The sequence below is a fragment of the Streptomyces solicamelliae genome (assembly GCF_045348655.1).
In the GTDB taxonomy this organism is placed as follows: Bacteria; Actinomycetota; Actinomycetes; order Streptomycetales; family Streptomycetaceae; genus Streptomyces; species Streptomyces solicamelliae.
In genome coordinates this window covers 952,438-969,502 of sequence record NZ_CP160404.1, presented here as the reverse complement: position 1 = coordinate 969,502, position 17,065 = coordinate 952,438, and the positions used below count along the sequence as shown (strand labels likewise).

Below are 17,065 nucleotides of genomic sequence, written 5' to 3'. Positions count from 1 at the left end.
GCTTACGGATCAGACGAGTTCACGCCCCCGCGTCTCCGGCAGCCCCAGCAGCGCGACGACCGCGATGCCGTACCCGACCGCGCCGAAGACCAGCGCCCCGCCCACGCCCCAGCTGTCGGCGAGGAAGCCGACCAGGGTGGGGAACAGCGCGCCGACCGCGCGGCCGGTGTTGTACGTGAGGCCCTGCCCGGTGCCGCGCAGCGCCGTCGGGTACAGCTCGGCGAGGAAGGAGCCGAAGCCGCTGAAGATCGCGGACATGCAGAAGCCGAGCGGGAACCCGAGGACGAGCAGCAGACCGTTCGCGCCTTCGGGGATGTTCGTGTAGGCCAGGATGCAGAACGCGGACAGGACCGCGAACAGCGCGATGTTCTTCTTCCGGCCGAGCCGGTCGGTGAGCACACCGCCGGTGAGGTAGCCGAGGAACGCGCCGGAGATCAGCAGCGTGAGGTAGCCGCCGGTGCCGACGACCGTGAGCCCGCGCTCGGTCTTGAGGTAGGTCGGGACCCAGGTGGCGAGCGTGTAGTAGCCGCCCTGCACGCCGGTGGAGAGCAGCGTCGCGAAGAGGGTCACGCGCAGCAGACCGGGCTTGAACACGCCCGCGAACGAGCCGCGTTCGGGCGCCGCCGTGCGCGCCGCCGTGGCCTCCGGCGCGTCCTCGACGTTCCGCCGGACCCAGACGACGAGCAGCGCGGGCAGCGCGCCGGTCCAGAACAGGATCCGCCAGGCGCTGTCCGGCTCCGCGAACTGGAAGACCAGCGTGTACACGATCACGGCGAGCGCCCAGCCCGCCGCCCAGGCACTCTGGACGCCGCCGAGCGTACGGCCCCGGTGCCGGGCCGAGGCGTACTCGGCGACCAGGATCGCGCCGACCGCCCACTCGCCGCCGAAGCCGAGGCCCTGCAGGGCGCGGAAGACCAGCAGGGTCTCGTAGTTCGGCGCGAAGCCGCACGCCACGGTGAACAGCGCGTACGTGCCGACGGTGATCATCAGCGCCCGGACGCGGCCGATGCGGTCGGCGAGGATGCCGGCGAGCACGCCGCCGACGGCCGAGACGACGAGGGTGACGGTGGTCAGCAGGCCGGTCTGGCCCTTGTCGAGGCCGAAGTACGCGGCGATGGCGACCATGCCGAGCGGCAGCGTGAAGAAGTCGTAGGAGTCCAGGGCGTATCCGCCGAACGCGCCGCCGAAGGCGCGGCGGCCGCGCGGGCCGAGGGCGCGCAGCCAGCCGAACGGGCCGGATGCGTCGGGGAGTTCGCCGTGGGCGGTGGCGGTGGCTTTGGTCGTCCGGGTCGAGCTCATGTGCACCTCGCAGAGGGGGAGGAGCGTGCCTGAGGGAACGTGCCGAGGGACCGTGCGGTGTCCGTCACCGTAGAGGATTGTTCAACGATCCGACAAGAGGTGTGTTGTCCGGTCCTCGATTCTGCGATTGACTCGACGCCGCAACGGAGGCGGAGCGATCGGGTGGAAGGGCGGGCGCCGTGGGCGGAAGCGAAGGACGGGCCGACGAGCTGGCCGGCGACCGGGCGCTGCTCGGGCGCACGAGCACGGCGGAGCGGGTCGCGGACATCCTGCGCACCCGGATCGCCGAGGGCTTCTTCCCGCCCGGCGCGCGGCTCTCCGAGGAGAGCATCGGCGGCGCGCTCGGGGTGTCCCGGAACACCCTGCGCGAGGCGTTCCGGCTGCTCACCCACGAGCGGCTGCTGGTCCACGAGCTGAACCGGGGCGTGTTCGTCCGGGTCCTGGCCGTGGCGGACGTCGCGGACATCTACCGCACCCGCCGGCTCGTCGAATGCGCGGTGGTGCGCGGGCTCGGGCGGCCGCCGTACGCGCTCGACGCACTCGCCGCGGCGGTCGCCGAGGGCGAGCAGGCCGCCCGTGCCGACGACTGGACCGGCGTCTCCACCGCCAACATCCACTTCCACACCGCACTCGTCGCTCTGGCCGGCAGCGCCCGCACCGACGAGCTGATGCGCGGCGTCCTCGCCGAACTCCGGCTCGCGTTCCACGTCGTGGCCGATCCCCGCGTGCTGCACGAGCCTTATCTCGTACGAAACCGGGAGATTCTGGACGCGCTGGGGGAGGGGGAGCGGGCGGCGGCGGAACGGCTCCTCGCCCGCTACCTGGACGACTCCCGGGACCGCATGGTCGAGGCCTACGCCCGCTCGGTGGACGGGGACGGGCCCGGGCCGGGGCCCGCGGAGGCGTGAGACCGGTCACGTCCCCGGCCTCGCAGGGCCGTTGGCGTGAGGGAGACGCGACCGGTCGTATCTGCGCCGTTTCGACCGTTGTCACTGCGAGGACCTAATCTGTGCACCGTGACATCGCCTGCCTCGACGGACCTCGTTCCGCCCCAGTTCAGCGCGGGGCCGCGACCCGCGCAGGGACCGGCCGCCGACGAAGGACTGGCGCGGCGGCTGCGCGCGCTCGCGTGCACCGCGCCGCTGCACGACCTGGACGCGCGCAAGGCGAACCTGGCCGGTGAGTACTCGGTGTACGCGATGGCGGAGGTCGCGCTCGCCGCGATCGACCTCGTCACGCTCAACATGGACTTCGACACGGGCGCCGACCACGAGCAGATCGTCGCCCGGCTGCTGCCGCGCGTCGCCGCGCAGGCCCCGCAGCGGCCCGCCGCCGAGCACGAGCGGGTGGCCCGCTGGGTCCTCGAGAACCTGATCAACGTCGGCAGCGTCGACCGCGGCTTCCGCGCCGTGTACGGCACGTTCGGGGCGGACGGGGTGTACGTCCGGCGGGACTACGACTTCAAGCTCATCGAGGAGGTCCCCGGCTATGGCGGCGGGGTGTACCTCCGCACGACCGACGAGGCCGTCAACGTCCTCGTCGGCGCGCTCGACACGGACGTCACCAGCGCGCAGATCGCCGCCGAGGTCAAGCTGGAGGTCCTGATCAGCCGGGGCCGCCTCGCGGACGCGCAGCTCGCGGCGGAGCAGGCGCGGTACCGCACGGTCCAGTACGCGGAGTCGCTGCGCCGGACGCTGGAGGCGACCCGGCGGAACGTGCGCGCGGTGGACTGGCTGAACGCGGTGCCGGACATGATCGCGGAGGCGCTCGACCACGTGGCGGACCGGTACCGCCACGAGAACGCGATCCTCACGAACATCCGCAAGGCGCGGGACGAGGCGGAGGCCGCGTCCGATGCGAAGACGGCGGAGCACAAGCGGCGCGCCGCCGAGCTCGTCGACATAGTCAAGGACTGCATCCGCCGGCACACCCAGCTGCAGTCCCGGCTCCTGGAGGCCGGGCCGCTGTTCCGCGCCGAACAGGACCGGCAGGCGTTCGCGACGCCGACGGCGTACGCGGGCATCGACCTGTACGGCCAGCTGGTCGCGCCGCTGCTGCCGCTCCCCGTCGAGCAGGCGACGCGCGTCACCGACGCGTTCTTCGCCCGTGGCACGGGGCTGCGCACGCCCGTGTCGGTACGGGTGGGGGACCTCGTCGACCTGCTGCTGACCCCGCCGGTGGAGCGGGAGCACCTGGGCGCGGAGATGCCCGAGCCGGACCTGATCGCCACGCCCGACGACAGCCGCTTCAGCGAGGAGCAGCTGGCGAGCGCGATGGAACTGCTCGACCTGGAGCACGACGCCCCGCGCCGGCTCTCCGGCCTGCTCGCCGACGCCCGCCGCCGCGACCCCGACCTGCCGTACCTGGTCGCCCTCCTCGCCGTCCACGCGGCGAGCCCCCCGGTCGGCACGGCGTACCGCCAGGGCGAGGAGCGCCTCCTCTTCGCCGTCGACGACGGCACCCGCCTCGACGACCCCGAATTCGGCGGCGCCGACCTCATCGTCGGCACCGCCCTCCTCGACGCCGCGGGCATGGCCGCGGACCGTACGGAGTCCGCATGACCCACGTGATCCCGCAGGCCGCGGACACCGACGCCTCGACGCCCCGCCCGGCCGCCGAGCCGCACACCGTGCCGCCGGTCCGCCCGGCCGCGGCCGCGGAGGCGACGGCACCGCCGCAGCCCGACGACGACGCGCCCGCAACGGAGGACGCCGACGGCCGGCCCACCGGGGACCCGGCAGCGCCGGCTTCCGCCGAGGGCGGCGCTGCCGTGGCGCCTGCGGACGGGGAGTTCACCGGGGACCCGGCAGTGCCGGCTTCCGCAGAGAGCGGCGCGGTCGTGGTCCTTGCCGGCGGCGAGCCCGCCGGCGAGACGGCAGCTTCGGCTTCCGGCGAGAGCGGCGCAGCCGTGGTGGCTCCCGACAGCGAGCCCGCCGGCGACGCGTCAGCCCCGCTGCCTCTCGGTGGCGAGGCCGGCGCCGTGACCGCCGCCGACGGTGAGTCCGCCGCAGCCGCGCCTGTGTCCCTCGGCAGCGACGCCGCCACGGCCCCCGCCGCGCCGCGTGCCCGCATCGTGCGGGTGGACGTCGGGGCGCCTGTCGTGCCGGTGGCGCGGCCCTACGTGCGGGGGGTGCGGCTCGTGGAGGTCGCGGCCGCCGACGTGCCGCCGCCCGATCTGCCCGCCGTGCAGCCCGTCGAGCTGCCGCTCAAGCCCGTACGTCCGCCCGTACCCGTCGAGGAGTCCCAGCCGTGAGCGACCACCACGCCGAGCACGCCGCCGCGTGGAGCGAGCCCGAGGCCACGGCCGTCGCGCCCACGACGGGCGGCGGCGTCACGCCCGCCGACGCCGCCGACGCGGCGCGGCTCGTCTCCTTCGGGCTGCAGCCCAAGCTGCTGCCCGCCCGCGACGCCGAGTACGCCGAACTGCTCCGCCGCTACCGCGAGGACCCCGCCTTCGCGCGCCTCGCCGACGCCGTCGCCACCGGCCTCGGCCTCGTCGTCCTCGAGGTCTCGCCGCGTGCCGGCATGGCCGTCACCGCCGGAGAGGACTCCGTCTTCGCCGTCCGCATGGGCGACTACGCCCGCCGCGCCAACACCGACTCCGCCGACCGGTTCCTGCACGGCCTCGCCCACCTCGCCGTCGCCGCGATGGCGTTCCCCCGCCCCGAGGACCTCGCCGACGACGCGTACATCGGCCGCCTCACCGTCAACGGCGTCGACGCCTTCGTACGGCAGGCGTGCCGCCGCCTCGAGGAGCGTGCCGAGGAGCAGGGAGAGCTCACCGACCCCGCCTCCGACGCCCCCGGCCTCGAGGCCGCCTGGCGGATCTACGCCCGCCGCAGTGCGACCGGCGCGACCAAGGACGCCCGCCGCCTCGCCGGCTCCACCACCGGCATCGTCGGCAAGGCCGTCGCCTTCCTCACCGACTCCGGCTTCCTGCAGCGCACCGGCGACGACGCGGGCGGCGCGTACCGCACCACCGCCCGCTACCAGCTCCAGGTCCGCGACATGGCCGGCACCGCCGCCATGGCCGAGCTGCTCGACCTCGGCGTCGTCCCGGTCACCGACGGATCCGCCACGCTCCTCCCGGCGCCGGACGGCGACGACCTGGAGCTGGTCGCCGACGCCGGTCTCCCCTTCCACGCGTAACCACCGAACCAGCCGACGAGAGTTCGCCATGTACGAGTTGTCCCGGGTCCGCCTCTACTCCATCGGTCCGGCCGGTGCGCGCTACGCCGACACCGTCCTGGACCTGCGCGGAGTCGGCGAGCCGGTGCCCCACCCCGCCCCCACCCAGGCGGAGTTCTTCGAGGAGGAGCCGGTCGGCCCGCCGCGCCGCCCCGCGCCCGCGGGCGTGCTCTTCCTGGAGAACGGCGGCGGCAAGTCCGTCCTGCTCAAGCTGATCTTCTCCGTCATGCTGCCCGGCCACCGCAACACCCTCGGCGGCGCCAGCTCCGGCGTGCTCCGCAAGTTCCTGCTCGCCGACGACTGCGGCCACGTCGCCCTGGAGTGGCAGCACACCCTCACCGGCGAGCTGATCGTCGTCGGCAAGGTCAGCGAATGGCGCGGCCGCCAGGTCTCCAACGACCCGCGGAAGTTCGCCGAGGCCTGGTACTCCTTCCGTCCCGGCCCCGGCCTCAGCCTCGACAACCTCCCGGTCGCCGAGGCCACCGCCGTGCGTCCGGCGGCCGAGGGCGCCTCCGGCGCGCAGGGCCGCCGCCGCACCATGAAGGGCTTCCGTGACGCGCTCACGGAGGCGGGCAAGGCGTACCCGCACCTGGAGGTGTCCTGGGAGGAGATCCACGACCGCTGGAACGAGCACCTCGGCGACCTCGGCCTCGACCCCGAACTCTTCCGCTACCAGCGGGAGATGAACGCCGACGAGGGTGAGGCCGCCGGCCTCTTCGCGGTCAAGAAGGACTCCGACTTCACCGACCTCCTCCTCCGGGCCGTCACCGACACCCGTGACACCGACGGCCTCGCCGACCTCGTCTCCGGCTTCGGCAACAAACTCGGCCGCCGCGCCGAGCTCACCGCCGAACGCGACTTCACCGCCGGCTCCGTCGACCTCCTCGGCCGCATCGTCGAGGCCGCCGACACCCGCGCCCGCGCGCGCGACATCCACGCGGGCGCGGAACGCCGCACCCGCACCCTGGCCCGCCGGCTCTCCGCCCGCGCCGCCGAGGAACGCGCCCGCGCCGCCGACCTCGCCCAGCAGGTCACCGCCGCCGCGCACGCCGTCTCCGAGGCGGAGACGGCGCGCGGCCGCAGCTCGCTCATCGCGGCCGAACTCGCCTACCGGCACGCCTCGTTGGCGCTGGCCGCCGCGGAGAAGAGCGCCGCGTCTCAGCGCCGTGAGCTGATCGACGCCCGCACCCTGCACTCCGCCTGGCAGGCCGCCGAGGCCGTCCTGCGGCACCGCGCCGCCGCCGACCGCTCGGCCCGCGTCGCCGCCGCGATCCAGGAGGCCGAGCGGGACGCCGCCCCGGCGCTCGCCGCCCGCGCCAAGGCCGCCGCCGATCTCGTACGCGCGCTGCACGCCAAGGCGGAGGAGGGCGAGCGGCACGCGGCCGAGGAGGAGGAGCGCTCCGCCGCGCTCCAGGAGGCCGGCGAGACAGCGCACCGCGACGCCACCGCCGCGGCGACCGAGGCCCAGCGCGCCCGCAGCGAGGCGCAGCACCTGCGGCAGCGGCTCGCCGAGGTCGAGCAGGAGACGGCGGAGGCGGTACGGGCCGGGTGGCTCGACGACACCGCCCCGGACGCCGACCCGGCCCGCGCCGCGCTCGCCGCGAGCGACGCGGAGAAGACCACGGTCGCCGCCTGGGACGCGGCGCGTGAGGCCGCCCGCACGGCCGCGGACCGCGCCCGCGAGACCGCCGCCGCGGAGACCCGCGCCGAACTGACCGCCGCCCGCGCGGAGGACGCGGCGTCCGCCGCCGAGTCCGCGTACGAGGCGGAACGCCGCGCCGCCGAGTCGATCGCCGCCGACGACCGCCTCGCCGAACTCCTCAGCCTCCCGCCGGCGACCCCGGCGCTGCCGGGCCCGCGCGGGGGAGTGGACGACGCCGCAGTGGGGCCCGGTGGCGAGGAGACGGACACGCCCCGCGCGACCGCCGACGGCTCCGACAGCGGCGCAGCCGGTACGGGGGCCGGGACCCCCGCCGCGGGCGTCGCCGCGCAGGCCGGTCCCGCCGACGGCGGCGAGGCGGGCTCCGCCCAGGCGGCTGCCGACGGCACCCCGGACCGTACGGGGGCTGCCACCGCCGCCGCGGGCGACGCCCGCACCGGTGTGGTCACGGCCGTGCCCGGCGGCTCCCGCGACGCCGCGGCCCCCGCCCCGCACGCCACCCGCACCGCCCCCGCCCGCTCCCTCGACGGCCCCCTCACCGTCGAGGAGTTCGACCGGTACGCGGACGAACTCCGCACCCTGCTCGACCAGTCGATCTCCTCCGCCGAGCGGAGCCTGTTCGACCTGCGTACCGCCGCCGCCGACGACGCCCGCATCCTCGGGGCGCTCGGTGACGGCGGGCTGCTGCCGCCGGGGCCGGACGTGCTTGCGACCGTCGAGTTCCTCGGCGAGCACGGCATCCCCGCGCTGCCCGGCTGGCGCTATCTCGCACAGGCCGTCGACCCCGTCGACCACTCCCGCGTGCTGGCCGCCCGCCCCGAACTGGTCGACGGCGTCGTCGTCACCGACCCCGTCTCGTACGCCCGCGCCCGCGAGGTGCTGGCGGGCGCCGCGCTGCTGCCGCGCTCGACCGTGGCCGTCGGCACCGCCGCCGCGCTGCTCGCGCCGGTCCCGGCCGCGGACACGGAGGACGACGTCTTCCTCGTGCCGCCGAACCCGGCCATGCACGACGAGCACGCCGCCGACGAGGAGCGCCAGGCCCTGCGCGAGCGGGCCGCCCGCCGCGACGACGAGATCCGCACGCTCGCCGCCCGCCTCGCCGGCGACCGCGCGCTGGCCGCCCGGATCGGCTCCTGGCGCGCCGACTGCCCGCCCGGCATGCTCGCCGAGCTCCGCGCCGCCGCCGCGGCCGCCCGCACGGCGGTCGAGGACGCGGTCGCCGCCCTGGCGGAGGCCCGTACCGTCCGGGCCGAGGCCGAGGAGGCCGCCGCCGACGCCGCGCGCGTGCGCGACGAGCGGCAGGAGGCCGCCCAGCGGGCCCGCCGCGCCGCCGACGCCCTCGCCGGCCTCGCGTTCCGGCTGCGCGAACGCTCCGCCTGGCAGGTCCGTGCCCGCGAACTCGCCGACGACACCGCCGAGTCCGAGGCCCGCGCGCAGACCTGCCTGGAGCGGGCACGCGCCGCGGACGAGGACCGCCGCGCCGCCCAGCGCGCCGCCGACGACGCCCACCGCACCGCCCGCGCCCTGCGCGCCGAGCGTGCGGAGATCGCCGGGGCGCCCGAGACCCTCCCGGAGGCCGACCCCGACGCCCCCCGCGTCGCGCTGCCGACCCTCCGCGAGGCGTACCGCGCCGCCTCGCAGGTGTACGAGAAGGTCGGCGTCGGCGCCGACCTGCGTGCCGAGCAGGCCCGCGCCGAGAGCGACGAGTCCGCCGCCCTCGCCGAACTGGACCGTCTCACCAACAAGGTCCGCACCCGCGCCGAGCAGCTCCTGGAGTCCACCGACGGCGCCGACGGCCCGTCCCGCCAGGCCGCCGCCGCCCGCGCCGAGTCCCTCGTCCAGATGCTGGAGTCCCGCGCCTCCGAGGCCAGCGAGAAGCTGGGCCGGCTCCGCGGCGAGGCCGAGCGCCTCGCCCCGGAGGACGGCGAGGCCCACACCGAGCTCCCCGAGGACCGCGTCCCCGCCGACGCCGAGCAGGCCCAGACCCTGCTCCGCGGCGCGACGACCGAACTCGCCGCCCGTACCGACGCCCTGGAGACCGCGCGCACCGCGCACACCCACCTGCTCCAGTCCCACCGCGCCGCCGAGGACGCGGCCGGAGGCTTCGACGAGACCGCGGCGCTCCTGCGCGACCTGCTGCGCGAGCACGCCGACGACGACACCGAGCAGCCGGAGCCGTACCCCGGCCGGCTGGAGGAGGCCCGTACGGCCGCGGCCGAGGCCCGCCGCTCGCTGCGCGGCTGCGCCGCCGACCTGTCGGGCGCCGAGGCGTCCGTCCGCGAGGCGAGCGACATCCTCGTCCGGCACGCCAACTCCACCCGGTACGAGCAGGTCCGCACCCCGGCCCGGCAGCAGATCCGCGAACTGCCCGCCGCCGCACTGCCCGAGCACGCCGCCAAGTGGGCCGAGGCGTTCGCGCCCCGGCTCCGCGTCCTCACCGACGAACTGGCGCAGCTGGAACGCAACCGCGACTCGATCGTGGACCGGCTCCGCGGGCTCGTGGAGTCCGCGCTGACCACGCTCCGTTCCGCGCAGCGGCTCTCCCGGCTGCCGGAGGGGCTCGGCGAATGGTCGGGGCAGGAGTTCCTGCGCATAAGGTTCGAGGAGCCCGACCAGGCCACGCTCGCCGAGCGGCTCGGCGAGGTCGTCGACGAGGCCACCCGCGCGGCCGTCAAGAAGAACTCCGACCTGCGCCGGGACGGCATGTCCCTGCTGCTGCGGGGTGTCCAGGCGGCCCTCGAACCGCGTGGCGTCGCCGTGGAGATCCTCAAGCCGGACGCGGTGCTGCGCGCCGAGCGGGTGCCGGTCGGGCAGATGGGCGACGTCTTCTCCGGCGGCCAGCTGCTCACCGCCGCGATCGCGCTGTACTGCACGATGGCCGCGCTGCGCTCCAACGACCGGGGCCGCGACAAGCACCGGCACGCGGGCACGCTGTTCCTCGACAACCCGATCGGCCGCGCCAACGCCACGTATCTGCTGGAGCTCCAGCGGGCCGTGTCGGACGCGCTCGGCGTCCAGCTCCTCTACACCACCGGCCTGTTCGACACCACGGCGCTCGCCGAGTTCCCGCTGGTCATCCGGCTGCGGAACGACGCGGACCTGCGGGCGGGCCTGAAGTACATCAGCGTGGAGGAGCATCTGCGCCCGGGCCTGCCGCAGCCGAGCGCGGAGGGCGAGGCGATCCACGGCGAGATCACGGCGACCCGGATGTTCCGCCGCACCCCGGACCAGCCACCGTCCCGGCCGGAGCCCGAGCAGGCGGACGCGTAACGCTCCGGCGTTACGCGGCCTCCGCCAGCGGCGCCCCGACGGGCTCCGGACCGACCGTCTCCGCCCCGACGGCCTCCGCCCCGGAAGGATCACCGCCCTGCCGCTTCGCCGCCCGCCGGGCCCGGCGCCGCTCGCGGCGCAGTCGGCGGGCGGTGCTGCTGGGTACGGACACCACGCCGTTCCGCTGGTTCCAGACCTGCCGCGTCACCCACACGTCCAGGACCATCCACGTGGCGGCGACCGTGCTGGCGACCGAGGTGAGCACCGTGGGGAACGCCAGCCACGACTCCGTCAGCGTGAAGAAGAACGCGACCATCGCCTGGATGAGCGTGACGGCGGTGAGCAGCACCGCCCGCACGGCGGCCGTGCGCACCGGATCGGGCATCCGGCGCACGCCCCTCTCGTCGTCCACCCACAGCTGCTGCGGCGCCCGCGCCTCGTGCTCCATCGTGCCTGTCACTCCCCACCACCGAACGACTTCTGGGTGGCTGCCCGTTCTGCGTCGTTCCACACCGTTTCGCGACGACAGAAGCCTCCCTGTACGGAAGACGAGTGAAGAGAGGGAAAGGTTTCCTCGAAATCCCGGGCCCGTCTCACCGGAACGCACAGTTCCAGCCAACTGCCGGGGAGCGGGAAATGACGGCACACCAGGTGGCCTGCGCCACACTGGCGAATCCCAACTCCCTGAATACCGGGACATCTCATGATCAACGGTCACTCGGTAGGCTGAAAATCGTCCGGAAGCACCTTCGAGTTGGCTGTGATGCAGTAGTAGGCTCGCGCCGCCGTTTGTTCAAACCGAAGTTGAAACCGAAGGTTGACGCCGCGTGTTGACGCCGGGCGTCACGACGACGAGGTGAGCACCCCCGCGGCGGCGAGGGGCGAGCTGGGGGAGGCCATGCGCTTTCGCGGGAAGTCCATCCGCCGGAAGATCGTGGCGTTGCTGCTCGTACCCCTCATCTCCCTCACCGCACTCTGGGGTTACGCCACCTTCCTGACCACCCGGGAGGCCGACCATCTGATCGGCGTCGGCTACGTCGTCGAGAAGGTCGGCTACCCCGTCGAGGACATCGTCCGGGTGATCCAGGTGGAGCGCCGGCAGTCCCTCCTCTATCTGGCCGATCCACGCGCCTCCGACTCCCTCGCCGCCCTGCGCCGCCAGCGCTCGGCCACCGACGACACGATCGCCGAACTCCGCGCCAACGCCCAGGACCCCGAGGTCCGCGACGAACTGCAGCCCGGCTCCGTACAACGCCTCGACCTGCTGCTCGACGCGCTCGACGGGATCGACTCGCTGCGCAGCTCCGTCGAGCGCCGCAGCATCGACCGGATCCAGGCACTCACGTTCTTCGACCGGTTCGTCGACCCCTGCTACGGCTTCCTGATGACCCTGCACGGCCTGGAGAGCGTGGAGCTCGACAAGCAGGGCCGCGCCCTCGTCGGCGTGGCACGCGCCCGCGAGATGCTCGCCCGCGAGGACGCCCTCGTCGTCTCCGCCCTCATCGCCCGCCGGGTCACCAGCGGCGAACTCCGCGCCATCTCCGACCTGGTGGCCCACCGCACGTTCTTCTACGAGGCCAACCTGGAGGTCCTGCCCGCCGACGAGCGCCGCCGCTTCGAGGAGTACTGGAGCAGCCCCGCCACCGGCCAGCTCCGCAAGGCCGAGGACGCGCTCATCGCCGCCGGCCCCACCAAGAACCCGCGCGGCGTCGACGCCGCCGGCTGGGAGGAGCTGAGCACCCGGGTCCTCGACGACCTCGCGCGGGAGAACACCGAGGCCGGCGACCGCTACCAGGACCGGGTACGCCCCGCCGTCCGCGACGTCCTGTTCGAGGCGGGCGTCGCCGGCATCCTCGGCTTCCTCGCCCTGCTCGCCTCCGTCGTCGTCTCCGTCCGCATCGGCCGCGCACTCGTCCGCGACCTGAGGACGCTCCGCAAGGAGGCGCACGAGGTCTCCGGCGTCCGGCTGCCCAGCGTGATGCGCCGCCTCGCCGCCGGCGAACAGGTCGACGTCGAGACCGAGGTGCCGCGCCTGGAGTACGACAAGGACGAGGTCGGCCAGGTTGGCCACGCGCTCAACACCCTCCAGCGCGCCGCCGTCGAGGCCGCCGTCAAGCAGTCCGAGATGCGCCGCGGCGTCGCCGAGGTATTCGTCAACCTCGCCCGCCGCAACCAGGTCCTGCTGCACCGCCAGCTCACCCTGCTCGACACCATGGAACGGCGCACCGAGGACTCCGAGGAACTCGCCGACCTGTTCCGGCTCGACCACCTCACCACCCGCATGCGCCGGCACGCCGAGGGCCTCGTCATCCTCTCCGGCGCGGCCCCGTCCCGGCAGTGGCGCAAGCCCGTCCAGCTCATGGACGTCGTCCGCGCCGCCGTCGCCGAGGTCGAGGACTACGAGCGGATCGAGGTGCGCCGGCTGCCCCGGATCGGCGTCGGCGGCCCCGCCGTCGCCGACCTCACCCACCTGATCGCCGAACTCCTCGAGAACGCCACCGTGTTCTCGCCCCCGCACACGGCCGTGCAGGTCCTCGGCGAGCGCGTCGCCAACGGCTTCACCCTGGAGATCCACGACCGCGGCCTCGGCATGAACGCCGACGCCCTGCTCGACGCGAACCTCCGGCTCGCCGAGACCCCCGAGTTCGAGCTCTCCGACACCGACCGCCTCGGGCTGTTCGTGGTCAGCCGGCTCGCCCAGCGCCAGAACGTGCGGGTCTCGCTGCAGATCTCCCCGTACGGCGGCACCACCGCGGTCGTGTTCATCCCGGCCGCGCTGCTCACCGACGCCCCCGAGACCGAGGGCTCCGGCTTCCGCCTGGACCGCAAGAGCCCCGCCGAGCCCGCGCCGCGCCCTGCCCTCACGCAGGTCCCCTCCCGCGGTACCGCGCCCGCGCGCCGCGGCGCGCCCGCGGTCCTCGACGGACCGGTCGAACTGGAGGCCCCGGTCTCCGGCATCGACGCGCTCCTGGAGTCCGCCGGCGACCTGGAGGACACCGAGAGCGAGCGCGGCGGCATCTTCCGGGCCCGTGAACTGCGCCGCCGCGGCTCCGACGAGCAGCACCAGCAGGCGTACGACCAGGGCGCCGCCCGCGGCGCGGCCGACCGGGACCCGGGCCGCGACGACGGGCCCGTACCGCTGCCCCGCCGCCGCCCGCCCACGCTGGTCAGCGACCACGGCCGGCGCGTCGACGAACCGGGCCGCGCCCACCCGGCCCCCGCCAAGGACACCGCGCCCGGGACGAACGGCGTCCCGGCCCGCGACACCGGCCGCGACCGCCCGACGCTGCCCACCCTGATCCCCGGCCGCAAGCCCGACCCCGCGTCGGCCCCCGGCCCCGCGGCTCCGCCCGCGCCCACGCTCGTCCCCGTACCGCCGGAGGGCCCCGCGCCGTTCGGCGGACTGCCCCGCCGCGTCCGCCAGGCCAGCCTCGCCCCGCAACTGCGGGACGCCTCGGCCGGCGGCGGCGCGGAGCCCCGGACCACCGGCCCGACCGAGCCGGACGCCGAGCGCGACGCCGAGGAAGTGCGCCGCCGCATGTCCTCGATGCAGCGCGGCTGGCAGCGCGGACGACAGCAGAACGCCCAGAACCAGACGGGCGAGACAGCACCAGGAACGACACCCGAGGGGGACGGTCGATGACCGCACCGAACGCCGCAGTGCCCAACACCTCCGGAAACGGGGAGCTCAACTGGCTCCTCGACGAGCTGGTCCAGCGGGTCGGGTCGATCAGGAAGGCCCTGGTGCTCTCCGGCGACGGCCTCCCCACCGGCGCCTCGAAGGACCTCACCCGCGAGGACGGCGAGCACCTCGCCGCCGTCGCCTCCGGCTTCCACAGCCTCGCCAAGGGCGTCGGCCGCCACTTCGAGGCCGGCCAGGTCCGCCAGACCGTCGTCGAACTGGACGACGCCTTCCTCTTCGTCACCGCCGCCGGCGACGGCAGCTGCCTCGCCGTGCTCGCGGACGCCGACTCCGACGTCGGCCAGGTCGCCTACGAGATGACGCTGATGGTGAAGCGGGTCGGCGCCCACCTCGCCACGGCGCCCCGGTCCGGGCTGCACGCCGGAGGGTGATGGATGGCATGAGTACTGCAGGCCGCCGGGAGCGGACGCCGCAGAACCCCCACCACTGGTACGACGACGACGCCGGGCCGGTGGTCCGGCCGTACGCGATGACCCGCGGCCGGACCACGGCGGCCACCCGGCACCGGCTCGACCTGATCGCGGTGGTGGTGCCCGAGCCCGCCGCCGACGACCCCGGGCGCGACCAGACGCTCTCGCCGGAACACGTCGAGATCGTCGAGCGCTGCAGCGAACTCCCGCAGTCCATCGCCGAGCTCGCCGCCGGACTCGACCTCCCCGTCGGGGTGGTCCGGGTCCTGGTCGGCGACCTCGTCGACGAGCAACTCGTCCACGTGACCCGCCCCGTTCCGCCGGCCGAGCTGCCGGACGTGAGCATCCTTCGCGAGGTGATCAATGGCCTTCGGGCGCTCTAGCCGCAAGCCGGCCCCGGTCGAGCCGGTGACCCTGAAGATCCTGGTCGCCGGCGGCTTCGGTGTCGGCAAGACCACGCTCGTGGGCGCGGTCAGCGAGATCAGGCCGCTGCGCACCGAGGAGACCCTCAGCGAGGCCGGCCGGCCGGTCGACGACCTGGACGGCGTGGAGACCAAGTCCACGACCACCGTCGCCATGGACTTCGGCCGGATCACCCTGCGCGAGGACCTCGTCCTGTACCTGTTCGGCACGCCCGGCCAGGACCGCTTCTGGTTCCTCTGGGACGAGCTGGCGCAGGGCGCGCTCGGCGCGGTGGTCCTCGCGGACACCCGCCGCCTGGAGGACAGCTTCGCGGCGATCGACTACTTCGAGCGGCGCGGCATCCCCTTCACGGTGGCCGTCAACTGCTTCGAGGGCGCGTCGCGCTACCCCGCGGACACGGTGCGCGGGGCGCTGGACCTCGACCCGGAGGTGGAGCTCGTGATGTGCGACGCCCGCGACCGGGAGTCGGTCAAGAACGTGCTGGTGACGGTCGTCCAGCACGCCCTCGTCCTGGCCGACCGCGAACGGGAGCCGGTCGGCACCTGACACGGGGAGCACGGCCGCACCCCCACCGACAGGGGTACGGCCGTGCGTTCACGAGGGGCCTAGGCCCCGTCCTCCCAGCCGAGGCTGCGCTCGACCGCCTTGCGCCACTGGGCGTACTCGCGTTCGCGCACCTCCCCGGCCATCGTCGGCACCCACTCCACGTCCGCACGCCAGTGCGTCTTCAGCTCGTCGAGCCCCGACCACACCCCGGTCGCCAGCCCCGCCGCGTACGCCGCGCCGAGACAGGTGGTCTCCGGGACCCGCGGCCGGATCACGGGCACGCCGAGCACATCCGCCTGGTGCTGCATCAACAGCCCGTTCGCGGTCATCCCGCCGTCGACCTTCAGCGTCGTGATCGGCACCCCGCTGTCCTGGTACATCGCGTCCACGACCTCACGGGTCTGCCAGCTCGTCGCCTCCAGGACCGCGCGCGCCAGGTGCGCCTTGGTGACGTAGCGGGTCAGGCCGGTGACCACGCCGCGCGCGTCCGCCCGCCAGTACGGGGCGTACAGCCCGGAGAACGCCGGCACGATGTACGCGCCCCCGTTGTCGTCCACGCTCGCCGCCAGCGGCTCGATCTCCGACGCGTCGGCGATGATCCCGAGCTGGTCGCGGAACCACTGCACCAGCGCACCGGTGATCGCGATGGACCCCTCCAGGCAGTACACCGGCCTGGCCTCACCGATCCGGTACCCGACCGTCGTGATCAGCCCGCTCTTCGACGGCACCGGCCGGTTCCCGGTGTTGAGCAGCAGGAAGCTGCCCGTGCCGTACGTGTTCTTCGCCGTGCCCGGGTCATAACAGGCCTGCCCGAAGACTGCCGCCTGCTGGTCGCCGAGTGCCGAGGCGACCGGCACCCCGGCGAGCTGCCCGACAGCCGTGCCGTACACCTCGGCGGACGACCGGATCTCCGGCAGCATGGCCGCCGGGATGCGCATCGCGTCCAGGATCTCCTCGTCCCACTCCAGGCGTTCGAGGTTCATCAGCATGGTGCGCGAGGCGTTGGTGACGTCCGTGACGTGCACACCGCCGTCCACACCTCCGGTGAGATTCCAGATCAGCCAGGTGTCGACGGTGCCGAACGCGATCTCGCCACGCTCGGCCCGCTCGCGCAGCCCCGGCACGTTGTCCAGCAGCCAGGCGGCCTTGGGCCCGGAGAAGTAGCTCGCAAGAGGCAGCCCGGTCGCCCCGCGGAAACGATCCTGCCCCTCGGCCCCACCCAGCTCGACGCACAGCGAGGCAGTCCGGGTGTCCTGCCAGACGATCGCATGGTGCACAGGCCGTCCCGTGGCCCGGTCCCACAGGACGGTGGTCTCGCGCTGGTTGGTGATCCCGAGGGCGCTGAGCTGGTCGGCGCGCAGCCCGGCGCGTTCCAGGGCACCGGCGACGACGCCCTGCACCCGCTCCCAGATCTCCGTCGCGTCGTGCTCCACCCAGCCGGGCCGGGGGAAGATCTGCTCGTGCTCGCGCTGGTCGACGGCGACGACCGAACCGTTCTGGTCGAAGACGATGCAGCGGCTCGACGTGGTGCCCTGGTCGATCGCGGCGACGTACGTCATGACGCTC

The 17,065-nt window shown here is 74.6% G+C and carries 12 protein-coding genes; 9 read left to right on the top strand and 3 right to left on the bottom strand.

Translation table 11 applies throughout. The features are described from left to right. Window positions 1–9 precede the first annotated feature (9 nt). A complete protein-coding gene (locus tag ABZO31_RS04455) occupies window positions 10–1,299 on the bottom strand; it encodes an MFS transporter (RefSeq protein ID WP_406859627.1) in 1,290 nt (429 codons plus the stop codon). A gap of 179 nt (window positions 1,300–1,478) precedes the next feature. On the opposite strand from ABZO31_RS04455, the gene ABZO31_RS04450 reads away from it, so the two are divergent. The 5 genes from ABZO31_RS04450 (at window position 1,479) to ABZO31_RS04430 (ending at window position 10,417) form a co-directional block, all read left to right on the top strand. Then, window positions 1,479–2,207 (top strand): GntR family transcriptional regulator, encoded by a 729-nt coding sequence (locus ABZO31_RS04450; RefSeq protein ID WP_406859626.1) that lies wholly within the window; start codon window positions 1,479–1,481, stop codon window positions 2,205–2,207. A gap of 108 nt (window positions 2,208–2,315) precedes the next feature. Next, window positions 2,316–3,860 carry a hypothetical protein gene (locus tag ABZO31_RS04445; protein ID WP_406859625.1) on the top strand — a complete coding sequence of 515 codons (1,545 nt, stop codon included), beginning with the start codon at window positions 2,316–2,318 and terminating at the stop codon, window positions 3,858–3,860. Beyond that, window positions 3,857–4,552: a hypothetical protein gene (locus ABZO31_RS04440; protein WP_406859624.1), complete on the top strand. Its 696-nt coding sequence runs from the start codon at window positions 3,857–3,859 to the stop codon at window positions 4,550–4,552. Before ABZO31_RS04445 ends, ABZO31_RS04440 begins: the two co-directional genes overlap by 4 nt. Beyond that, window positions 4,549–5,448 (top strand): hypothetical protein, encoded by a 900-nt coding sequence (locus ABZO31_RS04435; RefSeq protein WP_406859623.1) that lies wholly within the window; start codon window positions 4,549–4,551, stop codon window positions 5,446–5,448. The genes ABZO31_RS04440 and ABZO31_RS04435 overlap by 4 nt, the downstream gene beginning before the upstream one ends. Before the next feature lie 28 nt (window positions 5,449–5,476). Then, the gene (locus ABZO31_RS04430) at window positions 5,477–10,417 is read left to right on the top strand and encodes a hypothetical protein (protein WP_406859622.1); all 4,941 of its coding nucleotides are present in this window, start codon (window positions 5,477–5,479) and stop codon (window positions 10,415–10,417) included. Between the two features lie 10 nt (window positions 10,418–10,427). Here ABZO31_RS04430 and ABZO31_RS04425 read toward each other — a convergent pair whose 3' ends face one another. Continuing rightward, on the bottom strand, window positions 10,428–10,865 hold the full coding sequence (locus tag ABZO31_RS04425; RefSeq protein WP_406859621.1) for a hypothetical protein: 438 nt from the start codon (window positions 10,863–10,865) through the stop codon (window positions 10,428–10,430). A 450-nt stretch (window positions 10,866–11,315) separates the two neighbouring features. Between ABZO31_RS04425 and ABZO31_RS04420 the strand changes: the two genes are divergently transcribed. The 4 genes from ABZO31_RS04420 to ABZO31_RS04405 are packed head-to-tail and all read left to right on the top strand — an operon-like array spanning window position 11,316 to window position 15,499. After that, complete coding sequence (locus ABZO31_RS04420; protein WP_406865252.1) at window positions 11,316–14,060, top strand: nitrate- and nitrite sensing domain-containing protein; 2,745 nt, start codon at window positions 11,316–11,318, stop codon at window positions 14,058–14,060. After that, entirely contained in the window at window positions 14,057–14,491 is a 435-nt protein-coding gene (locus tag ABZO31_RS04415) for a roadblock/LC7 domain-containing protein (protein ID WP_406859620.1), read from the top strand. Before ABZO31_RS04420 ends, ABZO31_RS04415 begins: the two co-directional genes overlap by 4 nt. Beyond that, window positions 14,491–14,913 carry a DUF742 domain-containing protein gene (locus ABZO31_RS04410; RefSeq protein ID WP_406859619.1) on the top strand — a complete coding sequence of 141 codons (423 nt, stop codon included), beginning with the start codon at window positions 14,491–14,493 and terminating at the stop codon, window positions 14,911–14,913. The genes ABZO31_RS04415 and ABZO31_RS04410 overlap by 1 nt, the downstream gene beginning before the upstream one ends. Continuing rightward, window positions 14,894–15,499, top strand: coding sequence for a GTP-binding protein (locus ABZO31_RS04405; RefSeq protein WP_406859618.1), 606 nt, complete (start codon window positions 14,894–14,896; stop codon window positions 15,497–15,499). The genes ABZO31_RS04410 and ABZO31_RS04405 overlap by 20 nt, the downstream gene beginning before the upstream one ends. Before the next feature lie 59 nt (window positions 15,500–15,558). Here ABZO31_RS04405 and glpK read toward each other — a convergent pair whose 3' ends face one another. Further along, window positions 15,559–17,058 (bottom strand): glycerol kinase GlpK, encoded by a 1,500-nt coding sequence (gene glpK / locus ABZO31_RS04400; RefSeq protein ID WP_406859617.1) that lies wholly within the window; start codon window positions 17,056–17,058, stop codon window positions 15,559–15,561. Between the last annotated feature and the right edge of the window lie 7 nt (window positions 17,059–17,065).